Here is a 26,630-nt window from a genome sequence, read left to right as displayed (position 1 = left end):
ACTTGGAATATTTCGCCATAATAGCCTCGTTCGGTAGAGTAACGAGCGCTTTGGCGTATCCGTTCCAGGCCCCGAGTGCTTACAGTGCGTGCAGGCGTCTTCCACGTCGTTCGCGCGTTGCCGGATATGAATGGCATAAGAATATCTTGAAGGGATCTGATAATGGCGCTCCAGCATGCAAAGCCCGGCGAAGTGATTCATTTTCCATCGCTGGCGCGAGAACGAGGCGCCACCGGGACGGCCGCGCTGGTCAAATCGGATCGGTTCGAGGCCATCCACCTCGTCGTTCCCGCAGGATCGACCATACCGCCGCATCATGTTTCCGGTTATCTGACGCTGCATTGTCTGGAAGGGCGGGTCACGCTGGGCCCATCGGACATCGAACTCGGCGCGGGAGACTGGGTCTATCTGGAGCGCGGCGATCAGCATTCCGTTCAGGGCGTCGAAGATGCGCGGCTGCTGCTCACGATCTTGTTCGACACGCCGCCGGCGCAGTGATCAGGCTTGGCCCTTGGCGGGGCGTCGCAACGCCATCCGGCCATATACCAGCACGAACAACAGGAAAGCGCCGCCCCACAGGCCGCCGGCGAGACGAATGCTCAACATATAATCCAACGGCAGCAGCGGAGCGGCGACCCGCAACAGCGCGCCCAGATTGACCAGCACATAGATTGCGATCGTCGCGCCATCCGCTTCCAGTGGGCGGCCGGTATGACCACGTGTCGCCCGCGTCATCACCGCCAGCGTCATCGCCGCCATCACACCGGCCCCCAGCGCGTGCATCGCGCTCGATACCGGCACGATCGGCCATAGGGTGGCGGCGCCGAGCAGCAGTAAACCCGCCGGTAGCCAAGCGTAGGCGACGTGCAGGACGAAGACCAACGGGTCCGCCACCGCGCGCAGCCCGGCCCAACGGGTCAACCGCACGGCATGCAATGCGCCGGCGCACAGCAGCAGCCAGGCCACCGGATGTGCCGCCAGTGCGAACACCCAGCCGGCCAGCGCGATCGCCGTGACCGCAAGCACCGCGTGATCGAACCGGTTGGCCATCGTCGGCAACCCGTCCGTGCGGCCATGCTTGGTCAGCCAGTTGTGGGTGAAGGCCGGGATGATCCGCCCGCCGATGATCGCGATCAGCATGAGGACCAGCGCGAAACCGGCCCGCATGCCGATAGCCGGGTCAGCCGTCATCCCCATCGCCGCGGCATGATCCAGCCCGCAGGCGGCGGCGAACAGGAGCAGGACGATCAGGATCGGCTTGTTGCGGTTGCCGGCCGCGAATATCTGCCGCGCAGCATAGCCGAGCAGCGCGAGCAGGAAGCCGACGTCAAGCGCGGCGCCGAAGAGCGGTGGCACGATGGCGGAGAACAGCACCGCCAGCCGGGCAGCGACCCACAGACCGACAAATGCCGCCACGGGCCAGCCGGTCACAGCCGGCCGCCCGGTCCAGTTGGGGATTGCGGCACTCAGGAACCCGGCGATGACCGCGCCGAGATAGCCGAACAGCATTTCATGCTGGTGCCAGGCGAGGGGTTCCATCGCGGTCGGCAGGGTCCACGCCCCGTCCAGGGCACCGACCCAAAGCGCCACGACGACCAGCGCCCAGAGCGCTCCGCCGGTGAAAAGCAGCCGGAAGCTGCCCTGGAGTGCGGTCGGCGTTTCGGCGACGCGATCCCGTTCGGCGTTCTCGGTCATGCGTGTCACCCTCTAGAGAAACTTCTCGCCGGCATGGTCGCGGAACATCTCGAAGTCGCGCACATAGTCGGAGAGGACCTGCACGGACTTGTGCCGGCTGACGTCGCGCATCTTGAAGATGCTCGCGCCCTGGCGCGCGGCCTCGGTGAGGAAGCCGGAGCGCAGCGAATGGCCTGCATAGTCGGCGGGGTCGAACCCGGCCGCCGCCGCACAGCGCTGCACCAGACGTGCGACAGCGCGGTCTGACATGGGATTGGCGGTCAGCCCCCCACTGCGAGTGAGGCGCCGGAATAGCGGTCCTTCCTCGAAGCTGATGCGCGGGTCATTGAGACGGTGCGCCGCCTCCAGCGCGGCGTTCGTCCACTCCAGCAGCAGCGCCTTGGGCCGGATACGCCGGCCTTCGGGGATCGCGATAGTCGCGCCTTCGCCAGCCTGATCGGTTTTCGAATGGCCGATCAACAGGCGCAGGCCCTCGGATGTCAGTTCGACGTGGTTGGTCTGCAGCGCGACCAGTTCGGACCGCCGCAGCGCCGCGGCCATGCCGATCGCGAGCACCGCGCGGTCCCGGGTCGCGCGCAGATCATCGCCCTCGATGGTCCGGAGCATGTCGCGCAGCATGTCGGCGTCAGCCGGGCGCTTGCGTTCCGGACGCTCGTGCTTTTTCTCGTTGCGAATGCCTTCCAGCACCAGCTTGATCGCCGCGCCACCCGTCCGTTCCTGCGGTGGATCGAACCCGGCCTGGCGGTGATGATAGCCGATGGCGGCGAGCCTGCGGCCGATGGTCGGCTTCTTCAGACCGCTGTCGGCCTGCGACGACAGGAAAATCGCGACCGCCGCAGGGGTGGTGGGCAGGCTCTCGATGCCCCGCTCGTCGCACCAAAGCGTGAAAATTTCCCAGTCCGAAGCGTAGGCCCGCCGGGTCGCCGGCGACCTTGATGCCTTGGCATACTCGGCCGCGCGCGCGACTTCCGCTTGCAGCCTGTCCGGCAACGCGCCTTGCTCCAGCGGGATGGGGAGGTTGCCGGCCATGATCAGCGCGCGAGTTCGATGCGGATGCCGATATCGAGCGCGTCCCACGCGCGGTCGGTGGTCAGCGCGGTGGCCCCTAGCGACTGCGCCAGGGCGAGGCATGCCCGGTCACCGAGCGACAGGCCCGCGTGGCGTGTGGTGCCACGCAGCTTCCCGGCGAGGATCGCACACACTTCGTCAAACGGACGCACATCGAGGTCGAGCAGCGAGAGGGCTTCGTCGATCTCGGCGTCGGTGAAACCGCGGTCCTGGAGCTTGGTCACGACCTCGGCCAGGTTAACCGTGCTGATACAGGCCGTGCGCAGATGCGCCTCGACGTGAACCGAACCGGGTTCCTCCTGGAGGACCGTCAGCACCGCCGAGGCATCGAGCACATAGTCACTCACTGGCGGCGGCCGCCCGGCGATCGGCCATCAATTCCTCGGTCAGACTGACGCCATCAGGCACATGCTCGCGCACCATCGCCCGCACGCGCGCGAGCGCGGCCTTGAACGAGCGCACGCGCAACTCGCCATCAACGACTTCCAGGCGAACATCGTCGCCATCGGCGAGGCCGAGTGCCTTGCGGACGTCGGCGGGGATCTGCAATCTGCCGCCCGAAACGATGCGGCTTTTGTAGGCGGTCATGGCGACCTCCAAGGTTAGTGTCGATAGATCTATACCACGGCAGAGACGACCTCGCTATACACTCCGGGCATCATCTGTATCTTATGTCCGAGAATCACACTTATCGGACACAACCGACACCAAGCGGCCTGTCCGGGAAGGACCCTGGTCGCGCGTTGGGGTCCCCAAGATCCTTTGCCCAGCGATCGGTTCCTGAGCCGTTACAGATATTTATTCCCGCGATTATCAAAGGCGGGCTTGGTGCCTTCGAGGACATTCACGACAGCTTGGTTCAGCGCCGGGTTTTCGATCGATCCAGCGAGATATGTTATATTACATAGAGCTTTTCGGTCAAATTCAGCGAAGATGATCTGTTCAGCATCGCACACGACAGCCAAATTCGGGTTGTGCGTCACCATAATAATCTGCCTGTTCTCTTTTGCGGCATTGAGAACAGGCACGAGCAGACTAACTATGGTTTCGTTATCGAGATTCTCCTCAGGCTGATCGAGGATTATGGGATTTCGCTTTTTGTCTACAAGAAGGTAGAAAATCAGGAGCAGGGCGCCGCGTTGCCCCGGGGAAAGCTGCTCGATCGGGGTGTCCTGAAACAACAGCGTATACTTAGGCTCTAAATATTCAAAACCATAAATGAAATCATATACTTCTGTTGGTGTACGGTCCTTCCGCATTAGCCCGTTGAGGTCGGCTTGGTCCGGTGCCCGCTGGCGTGCGGCATCATGCAAAAGCTTGTGAAGATCGTTAGAGAGCGCCAAGGCGCCTACGCCGCTGTCCAGATCATGGGCTTCGACACGCACCTTAATCGCGGCCCTGCTATCATCTTCGCCTCGTAGCTCTCCGATACTCTGTTTGACGAGCGAAAACAGCTTTTCCGAAACTAGATCGTGATAGGCTGCGAGATGGGACCTAAACTGAAGGCGATATTCATCGCGTATCAGACTGTTTTCTGAGATAACCTTCTGCAGGGGTTCGAATAGCTTAGAGCGTTGGTCCCTTTGCAAGGTAAGGACATGGAAGATCTGAGCGGCCAGCTCATTTCGCTGCGCGCGGCGTTCCTCGAGCAAACCTGGAAGTTTATCGAGTTGCGACAGTCGGGTCTCCAGCCCAAGTTTACTGTCTGGGACATCAGCCGCGCCTTGGATTTCACCGACGGACGACTGCCAAGCCTTCATTGCGTTGAGGTGGTCCTGATAGAGACGCTGCGGTCCATTGAGCGCCTCAGTGGCCTGTTCGATTCGGCCGGAATAGTCGGCCCTCTCCTTTTTGATCGCCTCATTCCGCGCCGCTAGGGCCGCGATATTTCTCTCGGCTTCGGAATCTACCTCGCGCACCTTTTCTTCTTTGATCTCGAAGGTCAGGATATCCGGTAGCTGCAAACCAAGCAGTTCCAACTGACCGGCGATCTCAGCGCCTGCCGAAGTGATCTGCTCACGAATAAGAGCAAAACGCTCGATAACATCGCGCACCGCTTTCCGTTGCGCGGACAACCGCGTCAACGATTCACCTATGCCCTTCTCTTCATCGGCGAGTTGGGCGATCGCTGCAGAGATTTCAGACAGGGCCGCGGCCGCGGTCTCCTGCTCAGGCGTAAGAGTTTCGGCAGGAGCCGCGAGTTCAGACGGTTTTGTGAGCTCCAGCTCGGCCAGTTGAACGGATTTCAAATGGATTTGCTCTTCGATGTTCTTGCGAATTGAAGGATGCAGCTGGTCCTCCGTTCCCGCGATGAGCCGGTTTAGGGTCACTAAATTCTTTCGGGCCTCATCGAGCCGTGCGCGCAGAGTGCTCTCCTGCGCCTCAATCAACTGATCGAAATCGAGTGCGCCAAGGCGGTCTTCAGCGGGTATGTGAGAAAAGATGACGGATCGGAGCTCACGTTCAAAATTCTCCGATTTTCCGGTCACATGCTCGTTGCACAGTGCTTCGAAGCGTCCCTGGGGCACATAGCGCACCAGTTCCACTCGATCAGCGGCTGGGTTGGCTGCAAGGTTGGCCAGGCTTGGCTCCCCGGCCAGCCAATCCAGCCGGCCATGAAATTGCCGTGCCGGCTCGCCGGCTTTGCCGCGGAACCGATCCGCCTTTAGAAACGAGAAATGGGCGTGCTCTTGTGAGTTGCCGACGAGCGCGAGAACATCCGCCAAGGCACTCTTTCCGCTGCCCTTGTTGCCAATGATCGCCACGAGATCGGCGTTGAACGGTATTGCGCAGCCGTCAAACCAGGTCTCGGCTAGCGAACTACCATCGACCTTCGAGAGCGATACGGAGTCGATATAGAAGGTCTTGTTTGCGGAAATCCGCTGCAGCTTGGGTGGCGTCAGGCCTATGTGGCACCGTTTTAGGGGTTCTTTGATAGCTTGCTGCAGACCACGCCACGTCGGGTCGGCTTTAATCCAGGTAATTCTCTGAGATGGAAAATCGCCGTACCCACGGGCGTTATTGTCGCCGGCAATCCCGCGGAACTGGTGCGCGTCACTGCCCGACACCGGAAGCCGAGGAACGCCGCCGATCGACTCTTGGAAGGCGTCGAAGAAGCTATCGTTCTCCGAGCATCTGCGGCCAACGAAGGCATTCCAAAGGCCTTCCTTTCTAGTCTCAAAGATTGGCGAGTTATCAAAAAGCCCGATCGCGTAGGCGTAGTGCTCCTGATGCTTGACGGAAGCGAGACCATCGTTTGTCTCGAACGGCATAAACCCGAGCGCCATGCCGTCGGGCACTGCCCGAACGGCCGCTTTGTAGCTGTCGACATTGAGTTCCGCTATAATGCAACCGGCGCGGAGCGCTGTTTCCGCGTCAGCCATGACCTCCGCTTTTTCAAAGCTATGCGTTTTAAGCTTATCTGCGTTGGCCGCGCGGGCGTAGGCGATGAGCGCGTGGGGGGAGAGCGGTTGTCCGGTGATCTCCAGCTTGAGCGCCGAGAGAAAGTCTCTGAGATGCTGGTCAGGTATCTCGTCTGAAAAAAGGACGTGCGCGTTCAAGCGCCCTTGGATTGGCGCAGCAAGTCGTAGCTCGATACCGGGGAAAACGGTCTTCTCTAATCGGGGGCCATCCCCCTCACTCAAACGCCGCTTCAGCGCAAACCAACCCTCGAAGCCCCAATAGTCCTGGATAGCGTAAACAGCCGGAGCGGCATCATTGATCGCCCCGATCATTTCATCGATCAACTCGTTGTCTCGGCTCGTGCACCCACTTGCGGAGAAGCGCTCCCCTTTCCAATGAAAGGAAGCCGGGGTGTGAATATGCAGATCCCACTGCCGCCACTCGGATCCGCGTGGAAAATGCTTGATCACGCCCATGCCCTCAAAGCCCCCATTATCTTGTTCTTATCCCGACTGTCCGGGCTACTCTGCTGCCACGCCAACCCGCGCCGCACGCCGGTTTCAGCTAAAAACGTCATCGAGCTATGGACACGCGGTTCGCCGCCACATGCCTGAATGCTCTGTCGCGACAGGTCAGCAAGATCACCTGCATCCGTTCTGCTGTCTCGCTCAAGATTTCGACCATCAAATCAAGCCGGGCGTCATCAGAATAGACGAGCGGGTCGTCGAGGATCAGCGAAACAGGTCGGCCCTGCTCAAGAAGCATGTCCGCAAACGCGATCCGCGTCAAAACCGCCAGCTGCTCCTGCGTGCCCCGCGACAGGTCTCCGCAGCCCTCACTGATCCCGCCGCGGATAACCGCTTCCAATGTCAGATCCTCGGCGAAGGAAAGGTCGCAGCCAGGCAAAAGGCGTTCGATGTGTCGTTTTGCGCGCTTCGCCACGGGTCCGACGAACTTGGCGGACGTCTCGTCGCGTGCCTCGTCAAGAGTTTCGCGCAGCAGCTTCAGCGTTTCGGCTTCCTCGGTGATACGCTGCAGGGCGGCGCGCGCAGCCTCTGCCTCTTCGCAGGCGCCCGCCGCCCGATTAGCGAGACCTTTACCGCCCTCACTTTCGACGGTGCCTTCGAGCCGGGCAATATCCATCTCGAGCTTCGTCCTAGCGACGCCGGCCGCCCGGCTTCTGGCGTCGACAGTCTCGATCTTCCGGGTGATCGCCGCAGGATCATGCGCAGTGGCATCGCGGGTCGCTTCCTCCAGCTTCACCGCGGCCTCAGCCGTCTGTTCGCGAGCACGTGTCAGATCCACGACGAGGGTTGGAAATTCCGACCGGCCCTCAATCGTGTCGATTTGAGCTTTTGCGTTGGCGAGATCGCTTGCCGCGCCCGCCTCGACAGTGGCGAGCGGCGCATCGTCCTCTTCGATCCGCCGGAGGGCGTCGACCGCGCTTTCCTGAGCGCCTTCCGCTTTCGCAAGCGCTGAATCCGCTGCTTCGAGCGCGTTGGTGAGCGCGGCGATGTCCGGGAGATCGGCTTCCTCCACGCCGGGCTCATCGACTAGTTCGAAGATGAAGAGCTTGAGCGCGTCAGCGCCTGCAGCCAGCCCTACATTTTCGTCGGCCGGCGTCGTCGCTTCGATCCGGGCCGCAATCGTTCGAAGTTCGCTTGCAGCATCGCGCGCGGCGTCGTTCCGTGCGCGGGCAGCAGCGAGATCTACGACATCTAGCTCCTCTAGCGTCGATTGCTGCTTCTTCAGTGCCGACGACAGCGCCTCCTCTGCGCTTGCGGCCCCTGCCGGCGGTGTGATGACCAACTCGGCGTCGCCGAGACGAACAACGGTGATGCCAGTCAGGGTTCGCTCGCAAGGACTCGCAGGTTCGCCGTCAATCGATATGCCAGCGGTTTCGCCCGACAGCGTGATGCTTGTGGCGCCGGCGCTTCGCAATGCGCGAGCTTCGGCAACCGCCCTTTCATTCGCTTCGAGCAGGTCCATCGTCTTCGAGGGAGTCAAAGTCGCCGCAAGGGTCTTGGCTTCGCCGTGCAGTCGCTCGAGTTCGACCAGTTCGGCGTGCCGATTGCCCGCTGCAGCCACTGCGGCTCTGCGGCGCGAAGCACGCACGCGGTCCTGTCCCGCGCCGAGGGCCAAACGGGCGTCCTGACGTGACGCTCTCGCGCTGTCGAGTGCGCTGCGCACGTCGGCGAGCCGTTGCTTTGCCGCAGCCAAGCCGTGGCTGAGTTCCGCCCTCTGCGCACGCGCCTGACCCAAAGCGAGGTTGGCCTTGTCTCGATCTTCTGTCGCCTTGCGGTGGCGCTCAGAGAGATCTTCCAGCCCCCGCACCTTAGCGTTGACCGCCTCATGCTCAGCCCGGCGCGTCGCGAGAATCTGCGCGGCCGCGCGGGCAACCTCGAGCGAGGCGACCAAGTCCTTCCGCGTCTGAACATCGGTATCGTCGGCGATTTCCCGCTGGACGACCTTCAACCGCGCGCGAGCCGCCTCCAGATCTGAGAAGGTCCTTTCCAATCCGGCAAGCCGGTCGGCGGCTTCACGCGCCGCGACTTCGGCTATCTCGACACGCTCCCGGGCCTCGTTCTGCCGCCCACGCCTCTGTCCCGTCGGAGACCAGTAGCGCCCGAACTGCTCGTCGATCCGGGTGCGGACGCGGGTATAAGCCGGGCCTCCCATGATCGAGCCGACCTCGGCCTCAAGGGTCGACCTCACCGTGTCGCGGACAATCTGCCCCGGCGCTGAGACGGCGAGCGCCTCGGTCTGCGCTACCCAGAGCAGGCCCAAGGCGCCATAGGAACCGGCATCTCCCTTCTGACTGGTGTCGCGCACGGACCCAAGGAGAGCATGCAGCCGAGCTTCCGCTTCTTCCCCTTGCGCTTTTCCTTGTGGCCCCGTGACTTCGATCGTTGCGCCCTTGAGGAACCGTTTGGTCACCGTCCACGGCGCTCCATCGGCTTCGAACGCAACCTGGATCTCGGGGCCAACCGCTTCCCCATGCGGCGCGAAGGACTGCGCGAGTTGGTTCTTGGTGCCATGGCGAACGAAGAAGGCAGCGCGAAGCGCTTCCAGCAGCGTAGACTTGCCTGTCTCATTCGGCTCGATCACGATGTTCAGGCCGTCGGTCAGGCCTTCGATCACCATCGGCTCTCGAAATTTGCGGAAACCGTCGACAGCGATCCGCCGGAGGCGCAGGCTCATGCCTTCTCCTCCCGGCTATATTCGACGAACAGACGTTCCAGCGCCCGTTTCGCGATCGATGCTTCGGGGCCGCTCGCGTCAATGCGGGTGGAGAGCTTCGCGGCGGCAACGCCGAGCATGCCTTCGACCGCGAGTGCCGCGAGATCATCCTCACTGGGGCGACCGACAAGATCGGCGGCCCGGATATCGAGATAGCGCACGCGGTGGCTGACGTCGTTTTCGAGCCGACCCATCATGCCCACGCGATCCGTGAGGCTGGTGATGCCGGCAAGGGATAGCTCCAGAAGGGTCGCCGGCGGGTCGATCGATCCCAACAATTGGTCGCACTCGGCGTCGAAGCCCGTTTGATCGTTCACGGTCCAGTTTCGTCTGATCCATTGGAAACGGCCCGTCCTGATCGGTGTGACCGTGGGTTCGCGACCCTCCGCGACGTCAACCAGGAGCACGTGCCCCGGTTCGTCGCGCTGGAAGCGATCGGTCTCGGGCGTGCCCGAATACCAGGTGCGCGCATCGACCTTCAGCGCGCCATGCCAGTCTCCGAGCGCGAGATAGTCGAGGGCCGAACGACGAGCCCGGTCGGGCGCGATCTGGTTTTTCGTTTCGCCCTGCGTGCCGAAATCACGGATCGAACCGTGAGCCACGCCGATGCGCAGCCGGGCGCCGGGTGTTTCCATGCCATCGAAGTGGTCGGTCGGATCGTCGAGGTTGTGACGATGCGTCAGCGGTGCGGGCAGCAGCCAGATGCCCGGCTCAATCTCTTGGGGCACCGGGTCCAAGAGGACTGTGATGCCGGTGCCCGCACGTTGACGCACTCGATCCCAGAGGCCGCCGTTGCGAGCGAAATCGTGATTGCCTGGCAGCAGCCACCAGCGGCATGGGTGGCGCTCCATGCGGGAGATCGCCTGGACGATCGTGCGGTCCTCAGGTCCCTCCGTGTCGAAGACATCGCCGGCGACCATCACATGGTCTGCTCCATACTGTGTAGCGGCGGCGCCAATCGCATCGATCGCGTCGAAGCGCGCCTCGGAAAGCGCGGCGCGAACCTCCGGCTCGAAGCGCCCATATGGCTTCCCAAGCTGCCAATCAGCCGTGTGAATGAACTTCAACTATCCGCCCCCCATTTGTCTGCCGAGGCAGAACGGAACCTGTATTCGGCGCAGGGCCGGATATGCCGCGCCGACACATTAACGGCCTGACGTCGCAATAAGCTTATCGAGCTTTGCGAGGAAAAAGCGCTCGCTCCATAGGCCGACCGATTTGAGCTCGGCGGGCCGCAGGAAACGCCCAACGTCGTCGGACGCCTCCTTCCAGTCGATCCGGGCAATCACACCGGAAAGAGCGTCCTTCAGCCACGCCATATCGACGTCGAGCGGCGTGTCGTCCTTCCATGGGCCGGCCTGCACCAGCGCGTTGCGCAGAAGATCGAGATTGGGCGAAACGTCACGCGAAACGTACCAGGAAAAGTCGAACCAGTCGCGACCCTTGAGGAAACCCCGGCATAGCAGCGCATGGGTCTTCAAGGCGAAATTGGACGCCAGGTCCTGGTGGCGCACTTCATAGTCGGCCGGAAAATCGAGATAGGTGGTCCCCTCGCCCGACCCCGTCGGCGGATTAACGTCGATTTCCAGCTTGATCTTGATCGCCTTGGGGCGGCCCGTGCCCACGAAAGACAGATCGAGCTGGCTGGCGATCGAGTCATCCTTGAGGAGCGCTTGGCGAATAGAGGTATCCATTCGGTTCTTAGGCTGCGCCTCAAGCTTCAGTCCGAACTGGGCAAATACCTCGGTCAACAATTTGAGATACGGGGACCAGTCAAAGTCTGGATCAGGAGAGCGCAAGAGGAAGTCGAGATCCTCGGAGAAGCGCGGCAATCCATGCAGAATGCGCAAGCTCGTACCGCCTTGGAAGAGAGCAACATTGAAAAAGTCGGCGCGCCAGAGTGCGTAAAGCGCGACTTCCTGAAGGATCTCTTTGACGGCATTTTCCTCCTCAAGCGCGTTCGCGGCGCCATACTGGCGTAGCTTCTCCTTGATGATATCAATCATGCCGTGATTGTCCGCCCAGAGAGGTTTTTGCCGCCGAGACTGCATCTTCGAACGCGGCGAGGAAGGCATTGACGCCCTTGTGCTTGTAGACAGACTTCAATTCCGTAAAATCTTTTCGTTTCAATGCCCGAAGCATGTCTTCGTCGATGCGCATGCCGCTCGTCAGCCAGTCGAGGCCAGCCCATTGCGCCTTGCGCAAGGCTACAAGATCCATGAGCGCGCGCAGCGGCTGGGCGACGAAGGCTGTAAGCCTATTGAAGGACCCACGCTCGACGCTGGTAAGGAAACGATAGTCCTCGATGGCCACAGGGTGGAATGTGAACGGACCGAAATCAGCGGTGTCGAACTGCAGGGTTTTGCGCCCCGGCGAAACGCTCGCGGTGACGAACACTGCCTCAGGAATCCACCCGTGATGTGCAAGCGCGGTTTCAAATGAGATATAGCTTCCCGGAACGAGGGCCTGGGCCACCGCGAAGGGATGCGCCTGGTCGCTGCGATAGGGCCGTGCAAGTGTATACGTGCCTCGCTTTACCCGAATGAGCGATCCATCCTTGAGGGCGCGATTGACCAGGCCGTAGCGCCGCGCATCTCCACCGCCCAGCGCCTCGCCAAGCTGGCGTTCGCTAAAAATCCGGTCCCCAAGACCGGCCGCTGACACCTGTTGCGCGAGGCTTGACATGAAATTCCTAATACTTCCGAAAAGTGGAAGTTTCAAGAAGTTTCAATGGTGTGCAGTATCACGAACTGTCAGGAATTTTTTAGAATGGAATGTCACGGCTGACCTCCGCCGTATGGGTCAATAAGACCTTGCGGCCCCCTACTCCTGCTCGACGATCCGGAAGCGATCGGCGACGTCGGTCACGCCGGGCGCATCCAACGCCTCGGCGGCCGCTTCGTTGACAGCCGTGCCGGTGCTATTGGCGGAGGATGAGATGGGAGTTTCCATGCCGTATATGCGCGCATTCGGAATGGAATTCGCACCGTTCCCGCCTTGGATGGCAGGTTTGGAGGCGAGGTCATGGAAGTTCGGCTGAGTGCGACGCCCAAAGGCAACGGGTTCCAGGCTACGATCCCATATCCTGATGGCGTGTCGATAAGCTCGACAGAGGCTTTCCCCAGCGCAGATGAGGCAATCCTGATGGCAGCCGCCAAGCTACTTGCCATGCCAGAGAGGCTGAAAGCGGCCGATGACATGGCGTGAATTGGTCGAAAACGTTGCCCCCGCGTTGAAGACGCGATGCCTTCAGTGCCTGCGCATGACCATGAAAACCGGCGGCATGAGCGTATAGACCGCCTCACGCTGGGCGCCCCGATTGTGGTGGTCGACGCGAAAGCCCTGATAGTGCCGCGAAAGCAAACCTGCCCGCACGAGATCTGAAACTGCACGGCTGACCGATGATATGTGACGCAGTGCCTACTTGCTAGGGTCGCCGTTTGACGCATTAGGCCGCCACCTGACGCTCTCAGATGACACCAAGTGCTATGGGCATCCCAGAGCGGCGCTCTGACAGCCCCTGACCTGTCCCATTCGACCGGAGGCCGAACTAGCGAGTGACTCGAACAACAGGCAGTCCGCACCTCCGGTACGCCTGGCTCCATCGGCTCGCTCAACTTGACAGCACCGACCGACATCGACGAGCAAGGAGACCGAGGTCTCTGACATCATCGTCACCCGGCAAGGCGCTGTCGCTCACCACGAAGGTCACGGGCCAGACCGTGACGACGATTGACGACAACGCCTTCCGTTAAACACCGGCGACCACCATCGCCGATATCGTCAAGCTCTCCCCCGGCGTCGTAGTGATCCAGGGCCATGGTCCGCGATGTCGGCATGTCGGTGCGCGGCTCAAACGCCCGCAATAGCTTCGGCGCGCGCAACATTCAGATGTTCGAGGACGACTTCCCCGTCACCCAGTCGGACGGGCTCGCGCGGCGACTGTATGCTGCTGACGCTGGGCGAGCGCAGCATGAGCGGCCTATCCGCCCGGCTGCTGCTGCCCACCGACGCCACCGGCGCGCGCCTCGGCGGAGCCCCCGACGCAGGTGGAACTCGCCGAGGCTCAGCGCCGCCGGAACAGCGGCAACATCCGACTCAGCACCTCGTCCCTGTCGAGGAAATGATGCTTGAGCGCGCCCAGGACATGTAGTCCGAGCACGACGTAGATCGCCTTGACCATCGCTTTGTGCAGGCCGCCGAGCGCCTCGGAAAGATCTTCGTTCTCGCTCAATGGAAGGTTCGGTGCCGGCACCGCGCCGTATAGCGGCACCTCGGGCGCGCCGCCGGCCGATGCGGCAGCCCAGCCGAGCAATGGCACCCCGATCATCAGCATGTAGAAGAGAATGTGCGTGCTGCGGGCAAGGACGCGCTCCCATGTTGCCATCGCGTCGGGAAATGGCGGCCAAGGGTGCGTGATTCTCCAGCCGAGCCGGAACAGGCTCAACACGAGCACGGTGATACCGACCGACTTATGGAGCTGGAAATAGTTGAGCTTGGCGGGTCCATCCGCATCCTCCATCCAGCCGCCGAAGGTGGCATTGGCGAAGATCAGCACAAAGATCGTCCAGTGCAGCATGATCGACACGGTCGAATATCGGCTTCGGGATTCCTGCATGGTATTTCTCCCTTTGTGGTGGGGACAACGTCGGACGCGCGTCCCCCGGATGCGTCAAACGGTTGATCAGAACCAGCCAGCGGTCTGCGCGAGCGGCCATAGGCCAATCAAGAGGAACAGCAGCGCCCCGACCTCAACGACCTGCAAAGGCACTGTGCCCGGCAAGGGTATCGCTCGATGGAGGCTCACCCGATCACGCTTGGTTCGCCGCGCGGGTCTCGGCTGGCTCAGACATCGCGGCAGCAGCCGGGCTCGGCCGCGCTCGTCGGCCACGTGCCTTGTCGATCCGACCGGCGTGCGCCTCATAGGGTCCTTACGTAATGACCGGCGGACCAAAGGACAGCAATGCTCCCGACCGAAGAGTGGTCTTCATGTTGAGACGCCGCCTACCGGAAGCTGGGGAAAGTCATGTCCAAGCCACACATTCTTTGGTTCGAGAATATCGGGATAACCGACCTGCCCGCAGTGGGCGGCAAGAACGCCTCGCTGGGCGAGATGACGGCCGCTCTCAGCCAGAAGGGTGTGAAGGTTCCGTCCGGCTTCGCGACGACCGCCAATGCCTATTGGACTCATGTGTCCGAGAACAAGCTCGAACGGACTGTCGCCGAGCACCTCAATGATTTCCACTCCGGCAAAGCGACGCTCCAGGAAACCGGCAACGCCATCCGCACCCTCTTTCTCGAAAGCAGCTTCCCGACGCAGATCGCAGACGAGATTATCGCAGCTTACGCGCAATTGAGCCGGCGCTTGGGTGTCAATCGCCCAGCCGTCGCCGTCCGCAGCAGCGCCACCGCGGAGGATCTGCCCGATGCAAGCTTCGCTGGCCAGCAGGAGACCTTCCTCAACGTTCGCGGCGACCGCGAACTCCTCGACGCCTGCAGGCGCTGTTACGCTTCGCTCTTTACCGATCGCGCGATCAGCTATCGGGAGGCCAAAGACTTCGATCATCTCGATGTCGCCTTGTCGATCGGTATCCAGCAGATGGTGCGTTCGGACCTTTCCGGCTCCGGCGTGATGTTCTCGGTGGATACTGAGACCGGCTTTCCCAATGCCATCGTCGTCAGCGCGGCCTGGGGACTTGGCGAGACCGTCGTTCAAGGCACGGTCAATCCCGACAAGTACGTGGTCTTCAAGCCGCTTCTCGCACAGCCGGGAGCCGAGCCCATCATTGACAAGGAGTTGGGCAGCAAGGCCTTCCGCATGGTCTACGGTGAGGGCGGGAGCCACCGGACAAGGATCGTCGAAACGACTGCGCAGGAGCGCGGGGCCTTCGTCCTCGACGATGCCGACATCATCCAGCTCGCTCGCTGGGCGGTCGCCATCGAGGACCATTACCGGCGCCCGATGGACATGGAGTGGGCGAAGGATGGCGAGACCGGCGAACTCTATATCGTTCAGGCGCGACCGGAGACCGTCCAGGCCCAATCGAGCACCACATCCTTCCGGCACTATACGCTCAAGTCGAAAGGCAAGGGTCTGGCGACCGGTGCCGCCATCGGCACGGCCATTGCGACCGGCAAAGCCTGCGTGATCCGGACCGCTGCCGATATCACGCAATTTCGGGACGGCTCAATCCTCGTCACCGAGACGACCGACCCGGACTGGGTGCCCGTCATGAAGCGCGCGGCAGGCATCGTGACCGATCATGGCGGCACGACCAGCCACGCCGCCATCGTCAGCCGCGAACTCGGCGTGCCCGCGATCGTCGGCACCGGCAACGCCACGGAACTGATCGCCGAGGACCAGGAGATCACGATCAGCTGCGCGGACGGCGACATCGGCACGATCTACGATGGCAAGCTCGACTTTTCGGTGACCGAAGTCGACATCGGCTCCCTGCCCGCCACCAGCACCGACATGATGGTCAACATCGCAAATCCGGCTGCGGCCTTCCAGTGGTGGCGGCTGCCGGCGCGCGGCGTCGGCCTCGCCCGGATGGAGTTTATCATCAACGCGCACATCAAAGTGCATCCGATGGCGCTTGTCCACCCGGAGCGCACGACGCCCGAAACCCAACGCCAGATCCGAGACCTCACGCGCGGTTATCCGCGGCCGTCCGACTATTTCGTCGACGTTCTCGCGCGCGGCATCGCGAAGCTGGCAAGCCCCTATTATCCGCACCCTGCCATCGTGCGCCTCAGCGACTTCAAGACGAACGAATATGCTCATCTCGTGGGCGGCGATGTCTTCGAGCCCGACGAGGAAAACCCGATGCTCGGCTTCCGCGGCGCCTCCCGCTACTATGACGAACGCTACCGCGAAGGCTTCGCTCTGGAATGCCGCGCGCTCAAGCGGGTCCGCGAGACATTGGGCTTCTCGAATGTCATCGTCATGGTGCCGTTCTGCCGCACGCCGACCGAAGCGGATCGCGTGATCGAAGCAATGGCCGCCAACGGCCTGCGCCGCGGCGACAATGAGCTCCAAGTCTATATGATGTGCGAGATACCGTCGAATGTGATCCTGGCTGAACAGTTCGCCACGCGCTTCGACGGCTTCTCCATCGGCTCCAACGACCTCACCCAGCTGGTGCTCGGCGTCGACCGCGATTCAGGCCTTCTCGCCAGCCTCTTCGACGAACGCGACGAGGCCGTCACCCGGATGATCGCGGAAGCCATCCGCAAGGCCCATGTCGCCGGGATCAAGATCGGGATATGCGGACAGGCCCCGAGCAATCACCCGGATTTCGCGGCCTTCCTCGTTTCCGAGGGGATCGATTCCATTTCCCTCAATCCCGACAGCTTCGTTCGCACACTCAAGGCGGTCGCGGATGCGGAGGCAGGCAAGCCGCATTGAGGAACCTGCGGTCAGGACGGACCAGCCCATTTCGCGCCAGCCAGCCACTTTCGGCCGCCTGGCGCGTTGCCAGACAGAGACGCGTATCCGCCGGCATTCGTAAAAGCCCTAATGTCCCATGCCGCGGAGCCCCGATAGCGTCACGCGGACTGGCCCGAATCGGGGGGAGAAGGCCAGGCCCGATGACGCGTCGATAATACCTGTCGAAATCAATGCCGCCGGCGACTGGGGAACCGACGGCAACTGGAGGTCGTCCCATGTCTGCCATTTCTGCGTTTCCATCCCTCTTACAGGCCCCCCCGACACCGAAGGGGTCTGGCATCGTCGCCTGCATCGACTGCACCGATCGCAACGCGTGGATCTATCCGCACGCTCTCGCGCTCGCGACGACGCTCGATGTCCCGATAACCCTGCTGCAGGTGCTGGACGGTGACACCTCGCCCGACACACGCCCAGACCCGATCGAATGCAACCTGCGACGGCGCGAGGCCTTGCGTGCCCTCGATCGGTGCGCCGCCGCGGTGCAGGCACCCTCGACCCAAACCACGATCGAACTGGCCGAAGGCCCCACAGCCGACGAAATCTGTCGCTTCGTGCGAGACTGCGACGACGGAACGGTCGTGCTGGGAAGGCGCGGAAGACAGGAGAGTGGTCGGACCGGCATGGGGGGGACCGTTCACAAGGTGCTGTCGCAAGCGCCTGGCCCCGTCCTGCTCGTGCCCGTGGAAGCCGCTGTTCCTGCACGCGCCTATCGACGGATCGTCGTTCCGCTTGACGGTTCTCGCTGGGCCGAAAGCGTCCTGCCCCTCGCCGTGCGTCTCACAAGAGCCGCTAACGCCGAGCTGCTTCTCGTCCATGTCGTCCCAACCCCTGAAATGATCGAGGCGCGGCCCCTCGAAGTTGAGGACAAGAGGCTTCGGCAAAGCCTCATCGAACGCAACGAACAAGCCGCTCGAAGTTATCTGGACCGCATCAAATCCAATCTTTCGACGTCCGGCCTGCGCGTGCGCACGATCTCGATCCGCGGAGATGATGTGCGTGAGGCGCTCAGCGACCTGATCCAACGCAAGGGGGCGGATCTCGCCGTGCTGTCCGCGCGAGGCCATAGCCATCAGCATGTCTCCGACGTTCCCTACGGGACGGTCGCGTCCTACCTGATGGCACACTGCAACGTGCCAATGCTTGTGACGCCCTCGACAAGCCGCACGGCGCAAACGTCGATTCCGACTGGAAACAATCGCCTCCGGTTACCCCTCGCCACCCAGGCCTGATCATGGCCGATCTTGAGGAGAGTGACCCCATCACCGGGGCGGCCGACGAGACTACGATCCGCCATAAGCTTACAGGACTGATCAGCAAGTCGGTGCCGCTCCCTGCCTGGACGCATCTCGACGCGATGAAGGGCTGGCTGACCCAGGCTCGCCAGGAGGCCGCCCATGCCGACCAACACGGCGGCACCGCAGCCGAGTGGCTGCTCGACAACGACTATCAGATCCAGCGTGCAATCCTGCAGATTCGCGAGAACCTTCCCAGGGAGTTCTATGCAAAGCTCCCTGGCCTTGCCGAGGGCGGCCTTGGCCGGCCGCGCATCCATCAGCTCGCGCATGCGCTCCTGCAGGCATCCAACCTGCAGATCTCACTGAACACCACGGTCCAATTTGTTGAGCGGTATCAGAAACAGATGCCGCTCAGCATCGCCGAAATCTGGGCATTCCCGACGATGCTGCGCATCGTCTGCCTGGAGCTGCTCGTCACGGGCTTTACGCGCCTCTTCCCCCGTGTCGATCCGCCTTTCCAGGTGGACGAGACTCCCGACGCATCGATGGCGGCGATCGACGACACCGAATGCGTCGCACGCGCGATCGCCAACCTCGCGGTGATCGCGACGATCCAGTGGAACGATTTCTTCGATCGAACGAGCCAGGTCGAGGCGATCCTCAAACGTGACCCGGCCGGCGTCTACCCGCGCATGGATTTCGATACTCGCGACCGATATCGTCACGCGGTCGAACAGCTTGCCGGGCAGTCGAAATTGCCTGAATGGGAGGTCGCCCAAAGAGCGCTACGCCAATGCCATAGCAGCGACGAAACACCCTCGGGCCATGTGGGCTATTGGCTGATCGACGCCGGGCGGCCGTTTTTTGCAGACGCCCTCGATCCTCGCCCCTGGACGTTCGGGTCGGGGCTGCGGCGCGTGCTGCGCTACCCGGGCATCCTTTACACAGCCGCCCTGCTCCTTGCAGGGCTCGCAGCCTTCGCCCTTCCCGCCTTATATCTGGCCTCGACCGGGGCGCCTCCCGGATCTTGGTTGCTCGGCATCGCGCTCACGCTGCTGCCCGCCTCCATCATCAGCATAACCTTCGTCAACTGGATCGTGACGCAGATCACGCCGCCTCGCGTTCTTCCCAAGCTGGCGTTCAAGAAAGGCATCCCCAAGGACTGCGCAACCGCCGTCGTGATGCCCGTCCTGGTGGCACGAGTGTCGGACGTCGCCCCACTTCTTCAACGCCTGGAGGCGCATCGCCTTGCCAATCCCGATACGGCGCTCGCGTTCGTCCTCCTCAGCGACCTCGCCGACGCCCCGACCGCAACGCTTCCCACCGACGCCGATATCGAGCGCGCGCTGCTCACGGGCATCGAGGAATTGAACGCGCGCTATGGGGCCGCGAAGGGCCATGGTCCCTTTCACCTGCTGCATCGCCCACGGCTCTTCAACGAAGCGCAGGGCTGCTGGATGGGCTGGGAACGGAAACGCGGAAAGCTGGAGCAGTTCAACGCCTATGTCCTGCGCGGAGATACGGCACCGTTCAGCGTAACGGCCGGACGGACGGAGGTGCTGCGGCGATGCCGTTTCGTGATGACCGCAGACGCGGATACCAGGCTCCCACCCGGCGTTGTCCGGCGTCTGGTGGGCACGCTGGCCCACCCGCTCAACCGAGCCCATTTCGCCCCCGAAACCGGCGGTGTGGAGCGAGGCTATACGATCCTTCAGCCTCGCGTCGAACTCGCGCCCGAGGCGACCGGCCAATCCCCGTTCGCACGCTTCTACGGCGGGGATACGACGATCGACATCTATTCGCGCGCTGTTTCCGACGTCTACCAGGATCTGCTCGGCACCGGCGTGTTCGTCGGCAAGGGCCTCTACGACGTGGCTGCGTTCGAACGTAGTCTCGAAGGCCGCATCCCTGAGAATGCACTGCTCAGCCACGACCTGTTCGAAGGGCTGCACGGACGCGCGGCGTTGGTGAGCGACGTCATCGTCTATGAGGGGTTCCCGGCCGGCTATCTCGACTTCGCCTCGCGCTGGCACAGATGGGTGCGCGGAGACTGGCAAATCCTGCCCTGGCTGTTCCCCTTCGTCCCAGGGCGCGACGGACGCTGGTTGCGCAACCGGCTCGGCTGGTTCGATCGCCTGAAGATCTTCGACAACCTGCGGCGCAGTGTGGTGCCCGCCAGTATCCTCGCTCTGCTCCTGAGCGGATGGTTCCTGCTCCACGGTCAGCCCTGGGTCTGGACCCTGCTCGCGATCGTCGCGCCCGGAGCCTATCTTTTCACCGACCTTGTGACAGGCTTCTCTCAGGGCCGTCGGCGCGGGGTCATGCAGCGAGTCCTGCGGCGCCTGACCGATCACCTCGGGCGCTGGATCCTCGCCATCGCCTTTCTCGTCAGCGACGCCGTCATCGCGCTGCACGCAATCGCGGTCACGATCTGGCGGCTTCGGTCGGGTCGCCGCCGGCTCGAATGGACCTCCGCCGCTCATATCGCCACGCGAAACGCGGCACGCCATCCACGCCTCGCGGCCTGGCGGGACATGGCGAGCTCTCCCCTGCTCGCGCTTCTGATAGCTGGCGCCCTCTTCGCGGCCGCGCCCGGCTCGTTGCCCGTCGCTGCGCCGCTGCTGTTGCTCTGGTTCTTCGCGCCTGAGATCGCGGTCTGGATCAGCCGGCCGCTTCAGCCGCCCCAGGAGACACTTACCGAAGCCGACAGGACGTTCCTCAGGCTCATGGCCCGGCGCGCCTGGCTCTTTTTCGAGACGTTCGTGCGACCCGAGGACAACTGGCTACCGCCCGACAATTATCAGGAGCCACCTGACGAGGACACCGCTCACCGCACGTCGCCCACCAACATCGGGATGATGCTGGTGTCGGTCCTCACCGCGTGGCGGCTTGGACATATCGGCCTCAATGAGGTCGCGACCCGCCTCCGCGATACTCTCGACACACTCGACCGCCTTGAGCGCTATCGCGGCCATATTCTCAACTGGTACGAGACCAGAACGCTCGCCGCCCTCGAGCCACGCTACGTTTCGACGGTCGATAGCGGCAATCTCGCCGTTAGCCTGATCACTGTCGCCCAAGCGCTTCGTGATGCGCGAAACGCGCCGTCCGTCAGCGTCGATCTCTGGCGAGGACTGGAGGACAATATCGATTTACTCGCCCAGGCGGTCGGGTCGATCGACCTCGAAGCGGCATCAACGGCAGGCGCGATCATTGCGACGATGCGCGAGACCGCCGACCGGGTTTCGGACGATGAACCCGAATGGATCTGGGGGATCGACGACCTCATCTCGGCCGACCTGCCAAGACTGCGCGAGCAGATCGGCTTGATGGCTGCCAGTGTCGTCGAGGCCGACATCGGCACCCTGCGCGACATTCAGGCCTGGCTCGAGCGCCTCGATCATCATTTGTCCAGCATGCGACGTGACTTGCGGACTTTCTCGCCATGGCAGGAGATTCTCGCCAACCATCCTTCGGACTGCGCGGAAATCGCCGGCAAGGTCACCGACCTCATGGCAGGCGGCTCGATTTCGACAACGGGTGCGCGCGCCGCGCAAGCCATCAGCATTCTCGACGCCTTCAAGGAAACCTCGGCACCAGACACAAGCCGTCAATGGGTGGACGACGTCCTAGCAGCCATCGAGGAAGGTCAGGCAGCCTCGCGTGAGCTCCACGATCGCCTCGATGGCCTTGCCCGTCGCGCCAACTCTGGTGCGCATGCCATGGACTTCTCACTCTTGCTCGATGCAAGCAGCAGGCTCTTTCATATCGGCTATAACGTCAGCGCCGATCGCATAGACCCGCATCACTACGACCTGCTTGCCAGCGAGGCCCGCCTCGCCAGCTTTTTCGCCATCGCGAAAGGCGATGTCGACCCTTCGCACTGGTTCCACCTCGGCCGCCCCATTACCAAACAGGACGCGGGCCTGGCGCTGGTGTCATGGAACGGCTCGATGTTCGAATATCTCATGCCGAACATCTTCCTGCACAGCGATCCCGGCACCCTACTTGGAATGAGCGACCGGACAGCCATCAGCATCCAGGTCGCCTTCGGCAAATCGCACAATATACCGTGGGGCATTTCCGAATCGTCCTTTGCCTCAATGGGCCAGGATCGCGTCTATCGTTACCATGCGTTCGGCGTCCCCGCCCTCGGGCTGCAACGGGGTCTCGGTCGTGACCTCGTCGTGAGCCCTTATGCGACGGCGCTCGCCCTGACGATCCGGCCAGCACTGGCGACAAGTAACCTCAGGCTGCTCGCGAAGCTTCAGCTGATTGGCCGATACGGCTTCTACGAGGCCGCCGATTTCACGCCGGAGCGGGTGCCGACAGACGAGCGCTTCGCCATCGTCCGCTCCTACATGGCACATCACCATGGCATGAGCCTCGCGGCGCTTGGCAACGCCTTGTGCGACAACATGCTTGTGCGCTGGTTCCACGCGGACCCCTACATCCGCACGGTCGATCTCCTTCTCAACGAACGCATCCCATGGGAGCTCCCGCCCGAAATAGCGCGGGTCGAGGTGCGCGAACCGCAAGCCGAACCCGAAGGAGCGATCCCAGGACTGCACAACTGGTCACCCGACAGGCGACATGGAGAACATGCCTGGCAAATCCTCGGCAACGGCCGGCTTTCGACCCGGATCCGCACCGACGGTGCCGGCGGTCTGAGCTGGAACGAGCACGCGCTCACCCGCATCGATCCCGCCAACGGCGATGCGGGGTTCTGGATCTATCTGCGCGATCTCGAAGAGGGCGATCTCTGGTCCGCGACGGGCGGCCCCTTCCCTCAATCCGATGAGCCCCCAGAGGTGGTCTTCCACGCCCATCAAGTCGAATTCCATCAGCGCGCGCATGGCCTGTCGGTCACGACGATGATCAATGTCGCCAATAGTGACGACCTCGAGATCAGACGTGTCACCCTCGTCAACGAGGAGGACCGTCCCCGCACGATCGAGGTGACGGGCTACGCACAGGTTGTGCTGGCCCCGGCCCAGGATGCGGCGCGGCACCCGGCTTTCAGCAAGCTGTTCGTGGGCGCGGAAGCCCTGCCCGGAGGCGACGGGCTGCTGTTTACCCGGCGACCGCGCAATCCCGCCGAGCGACCTCCCGTCTTGCTGAGCCGCGTGATCGGAGATGAGGAAGGGATCACTCTGCTCGGGCTTGAAGCCGATCGCAGGGCCTTCATCGGTCGCCACGGTCGCGTCACGCATCCCGCCTCGATGGGCGAAGAACTGCTCGCCGGCGCGCTGGGGTGGACGCTCGACCCTATCTGCGCAATCAGGGCCAAGGTCGTCTTGCCGCCCCACGGTCGCCGCGAACTCGCCTTCGTCACGATTGCGGCGGGATCCCGGCAATCGGCGCTCGACATTGCCGACCGCTATACAACCCTGCCCTCGCTCGATTGGGCCGTCAGCGCCGCCGTGACCGCCGCCGCGCGCGAGATGCACGGTCTGGGGCTGCAGCCTCATCTGGTACCCCAGGCGCAAGCGCTGCTGTCCCATGTCCTCACCGCCCGGACAAATCCCGCACCGGCAGGTCCTCGGCCATTCCGGCGGGGTGACCTTTGGGCGCTTGGCATTTCGGGCGATCATCCCATCCTGGTGCTGCGCGCCGGAACCGCAGAACAGACCGGCCTGCTCCGCTTCCTTCTCGCGGCACACAGACTTGGACACCGGCGCGGCATGATCGTCGACCTTGTCATCGCGCACGAGGGAACCGCCGGCTATATCGAGCCGGTGCGCGAGCGCCTCCTGGAAATTCTCAGAGATGCAGGCGCACAGGATCGCCTCGGCACACATGGCGGCATCCACCTTGTCGGCATCGGCTCTTCCGACGTCGAGCGCACAGCCCTTCTGGAGCAGGCTGCCCGGCTGATCCTGGAAGAAGATGCCGGCACACTTGCCGACCAGCTCGCGCGGCGCGACCAACCGCCTCACCCCGGGCCGCCGTTCACCTCAGTCGAAGCGAACGCGCCTCCAACCCCGACCGCGTCGGTGCGCCGGCCAGCTGATCTGCAGTTCGACAACGGCTGGGGCGGCTTTGCTCCCGGCACCGGCGATTATGTGGTTTATCTGGAGCCAAGCGCTCCCACGCCGGCTCCCTGGTCCAACGTCCTGGCAAACGACGCTTTCGGCACGATTGTCACCGAAGCGGGGCTCGGCTTCACGTGGGCGATCAACAGCGGCGAAAACAGGCTTACACCCTGGTTCAACGACCCCATCGAGGATCCCCAGGGCGAACGACTCTATCTCCGAGACGAGGAGAATGCCCGGCTCTGGACCCCCACGCCGTTGCCGGCGGGCGGGAACTCGGCATGCCGTATTCACCACAGCCCCGAACAGACCGTCTGGCACCGCCACAGCGAAGGCTTGGAACAAGAGCTGTCGGTCTTCGTGCCTGTCGCCGATCCGGTCAAACTGGTCCGCCTGCGCGTGCGCAATCAGACGGCCCGTTCCCGTCGGATTACCGCAACCTACTACACCGAATGGTTGCTCGGCGCCGTGCAGGGAGAACAAGCCCCCTTGCGCACATCGCGCTATGATCCAGCCAGTCATGCAATTCTGGGCCGCAATCCCTGGACAGATGATTTCGGCGATCGCGTTGCCTTCCTCGCCACGACGCACACCGTCCATAGCCTGACCACCTCGCGCCGCGATTTCCACGGAATTCAGGCCGATCCGGCTCGGCCGGTCGGGCTGCTCAACTGGGATCTGGGCAACAGGCAGGACTCTGCCGGCGACGATTGCTGCGCCGCGCTCCAGGTCCATCTCGAAATTCCCCCTGAGGGGACGGCCGAAGTCTGCTTCGTAATCGGCCAAGGCGATGATCTTGAGCACGCCCGCAAACTGGTCCGGCACTGGCAAGATCCGTCCATCATCGAGGCTGCGGCACGGACTTGTGCAACGGTCTGGGCTGACAGGCTGGAAAAGGTCCAGGTGAAGACGCCCGATCCGGCCTTCGACCTGATGGTCAACCGCTGGCTGCCGCACCAATCGTTAAGCGCCCGCGTGCGCGCGCGCGCCGGCTTCTATCAGGCCAGCGGCGCATTCGGCTTCCGCGATCAGCTCCAGGATGTCCTCGCGCAGATCCACGTCGATCCGGACGCGACGCGACAACATATCCTCGCCGCTGCCGCGCATCAGTTCGAAGAGGGCGACGTGCTCCACTGGTGGCACCCGCCTTCCGACCGCGGTGTCCGGACCCGCTGTTCGGACGACCTCGTCTGGCTACCTTATGCAGTCGCGCACTATGTCGAAGCGACCGGCGACAGAGCGATCCTCGACGAACAGATCCCCTTTCTGCGGGCGCCGCCTCTCGCGGCCGACGAAGCCGATCGCTACGCTCAATTCGAAGTCAGCGACTACACGCAGCCGCTGTTCGTCCACTGCGACCGCGCGCTTACCCATGCCTATCGTTTCGGTTCCCACGGGCTTCCGCTGATCGGTACCGGGGACTGGAATGACGGCATGGATCGTGTCGGCAACCGCGGCCGCGGCGAAAGCATATGGCTCGCCTGGTTCATCATCGCGACCATCCGAAATTTCACGCGCCACTGTGTCGATGAGGATCAGAACGAGTTTCGCGACCGCTGGCACGGGCGCGCCGAATCCCTCGCCGCTGCGGTCGAGCAGTCCGGCTGGGACGGCGAATGGTATCTGCGGGCATTCGGTGACGATGGCAGGCCGTGGGGCACATCCGAAGAACAGGAGTGTCGCATCGATTCCATCGCCCAATCCTGGTCCGTTCTTTCGGGGGCTGGAGATCCCGAGCGAGCCAGGACGGCGCTCGCGTCCGCCAGGCGCTATCTGGTCCGCGAAGGCGATAACCTCGTGCGCTTGCTCGACCCGCCCTTCGACCGCACGCCGCGCGAGCCGGGCTATATCAAGGCCTATCCGCCCGGTATCCGCGAGAATGGCGGCCAATATACCCATGCTGCAACCTGGCTTGCGATCGCCTTCGCCCGCACGCGCGATGGCGATGGGGCCAAATCGCTGTTCGATCGCATCAACCCGATCCGGCATGCCTCAACCCGCGATAGCGCCGAACACTATCGGACCGAACCTTATGTGGTCGCAGCCGACATTGCCGGCGTCGCCCCCCATCTCGGTCGCGGCGGGTGGACCTGGTACACAGGCGCCGCCGCCTGGGCATGGCGACTGGCCGTCGAGGAGATTTTGGGTGTTCGCCTGATAGGTGGCGAACTGCAGATCCGCCCTGCATTGCCGAGGGACTGGGACAAGGTCGAATTGACGTTCCGGAACCCAGGCGGGGCACTCCAGATAACGCTTCGAACGGATTCGTCGCTCGACAGCGAAGATCAGGAGATCACCGTCGACGGCTCGGCTTGGGATGCACCCGGAATTCCCTTCCCCGACGACGGCTCGACACGGCTCGTGCTTGTGCGGGTTCCACCGCGGGCCTGAATCAAATCGATCGATCCGGCAATTTACGGATTTCCGAGGATCGCCTGAGATGCTTGGTGTGCGCATCAACAACCGACTGCGTCACATGCAGCAACTGGGGAAATAGGAGAA

Annotated in this window: 16 protein-coding genes; 5 read left to right on the top strand and 11 right to left on the bottom strand. The window is 62.9% G+C overall.

The genetic code is table 11. The features are described 5' to 3' along the window. Positions 1-162 precede the first annotated feature (162 nt). Positions 163-498: a cupin gene (locus tag SxD43FB_RS13795; protein ID WP_096062674.1), complete on the top strand. Its 336-nt coding sequence runs from the start codon at positions 163-165 to the stop codon at positions 496-498. Here the strand turns inward: SxD43FB_RS13795 and SxD43FB_RS13790 are convergent, their stop codons facing one another. From SxD43FB_RS13790 to SxD43FB_RS25930, 10 genes are all read right to left on the bottom strand, one after another. Continuing rightward, complete coding sequence (locus SxD43FB_RS13790; protein ID WP_096062673.1) at positions 499-1,695, bottom strand: NnrS family protein; 1,197 nt, start codon at positions 1,693-1,695, stop codon at positions 499-501. Positions 1,696-1,707: 12 nt separating this feature from the next. Further along, complete coding sequence (locus tag SxD43FB_RS13785) at positions 1,708-2,724, bottom strand: site-specific integrase (RefSeq protein ID WP_096062672.1); 1,017 nt, start codon at positions 2,722-2,724, stop codon at positions 1,708-1,710. A 2-nt stretch (positions 2,725-2,726) separates the two neighbouring features. Beyond that, a complete protein-coding gene (locus tag SxD43FB_RS13780; RefSeq protein WP_217988797.1) occupies positions 2,727-3,098 on the bottom strand; it encodes a type II toxin-antitoxin system VapC family toxin in 372 nt (123 codons plus the stop codon). Positions 3,099-3,102: 4 nt separating this feature from the next. Beyond that, positions 3,103-3,351 carry an AbrB/MazE/SpoVT family DNA-binding domain-containing protein gene (locus tag SxD43FB_RS13775; RefSeq protein WP_096062670.1) on the bottom strand — a complete coding sequence of 83 codons (249 nt, stop codon included), beginning with the start codon at positions 3,349-3,351 and terminating at the stop codon, positions 3,103-3,105. A 200-nt stretch (positions 3,352-3,551) separates the two neighbouring features. Next, positions 3,552-6,641: a TrlF family AAA-like ATPase gene (locus tag SxD43FB_RS13770; protein WP_176482780.1), complete on the bottom strand. Its 3,090-nt coding sequence runs from the start codon at positions 6,639-6,641 to the stop codon at positions 3,552-3,554. 97 nt (positions 6,642-6,738) lie between these two features. After that, positions 6,739-9,366 (bottom strand): ATP-binding protein, encoded by a 2,628-nt coding sequence (locus SxD43FB_RS13765; RefSeq protein ID WP_096062669.1) that lies wholly within the window; start codon positions 9,364-9,366, stop codon positions 6,739-6,741. Continuing rightward, positions 9,363-10,472, bottom strand: a complete 1,110-nt coding sequence (locus tag SxD43FB_RS13760; RefSeq protein WP_096062668.1) for a metallophosphoesterase — start codon at positions 10,470-10,472, stop codon at positions 9,363-9,365. Before SxD43FB_RS13760 ends, SxD43FB_RS13765 begins: the two co-directional genes overlap by 4 nt. A gap of 78 nt (positions 10,473-10,550) precedes the next feature. After that, positions 10,551-11,411, bottom strand: coding sequence for a nucleotidyl transferase AbiEii/AbiGii toxin family protein (locus SxD43FB_RS13755; protein WP_096062667.1), 861 nt, complete (start codon positions 11,409-11,411; stop codon positions 10,551-10,553). Beyond that, positions 11,404-12,090 carry a hypothetical protein gene (locus SxD43FB_RS13750; protein ID WP_096062666.1) on the bottom strand — a complete coding sequence of 229 codons (687 nt, stop codon included), beginning with the start codon at positions 12,088-12,090 and terminating at the stop codon, positions 11,404-11,406. The genes SxD43FB_RS13755 and SxD43FB_RS13750 overlap by 8 nt, the downstream gene beginning before the upstream one ends. 138 nt (positions 12,091-12,228) lie before the next feature. Continuing rightward, a complete protein-coding gene (locus tag SxD43FB_RS25930) occupies positions 12,229-12,357 on the bottom strand; it encodes a hypothetical protein (protein ID WP_255245725.1) in 129 nt (42 codons plus the stop codon). A 72-nt stretch (positions 12,358-12,429) separates the two neighbouring features. Here SxD43FB_RS25930 and SxD43FB_RS13745 point away from each other — a divergent pair, with 72 nt between their 5' ends. Further along, a complete protein-coding gene (locus SxD43FB_RS13745) occupies positions 12,430-12,612 on the top strand; it encodes a hypothetical protein (protein WP_096062665.1) in 183 nt (60 codons plus the stop codon). Positions 12,613-13,471: 859 nt separating this feature from the next. Here SxD43FB_RS13745 and SxD43FB_RS13735 read toward each other — a convergent pair. Then, positions 13,472-14,023 carry a cytochrome b gene (locus SxD43FB_RS13735; protein WP_096062664.1) on the bottom strand — a complete coding sequence of 184 codons (552 nt, stop codon included), beginning with the start codon at positions 14,021-14,023 and terminating at the stop codon, positions 13,472-13,474. 408 nt (positions 14,024-14,431) lie between these two features. Here SxD43FB_RS13735 and ppsA point away from each other — a divergent pair, with 408 nt between their 5' ends. The 3 genes from ppsA (at position 14,432) to SxD43FB_RS13720 (ending at position 26,519) form a co-directional block, all read left to right on the top strand. Continuing rightward, positions 14,432-16,816, top strand: a complete 2,385-nt coding sequence (gene ppsA, locus SxD43FB_RS13730) for a phosphoenolpyruvate synthase (protein WP_096062663.1) — start codon at positions 14,432-14,434, stop codon at positions 16,814-16,816. A 257-nt stretch (positions 16,817-17,073) separates the two neighbouring features. After that, positions 17,074-18,087 carry a universal stress protein gene (locus SxD43FB_RS25925; protein ID WP_096062753.1) on the top strand — a complete coding sequence of 338 codons (1,014 nt, stop codon included), beginning with the start codon at positions 17,074-17,076 and terminating at the stop codon, positions 18,085-18,087. Between the two features lie 2 nt (positions 18,088-18,089). Further along, on the top strand, positions 18,090-26,519 hold the full coding sequence (locus tag SxD43FB_RS13720) for a glucoamylase family protein (RefSeq protein WP_096062662.1): 8,430 nt from the start codon (positions 18,090-18,092) through the stop codon (positions 26,517-26,519). The last annotated feature ends 111 nt before the right edge of the window (positions 26,520-26,630 follow it).

It is taken from the genome of Sphingobium sp. D43FB (genome assembly GCF_002312805.1).
Classification (GTDB): domain Bacteria; phylum Pseudomonadota; class Alphaproteobacteria; order Sphingomonadales; family Sphingomonadaceae; genus Sphingobium.
Note: the sequence above shows the minus strand (reverse complement) of the source record. Positions and strands in the feature narration are given on the sequence as shown.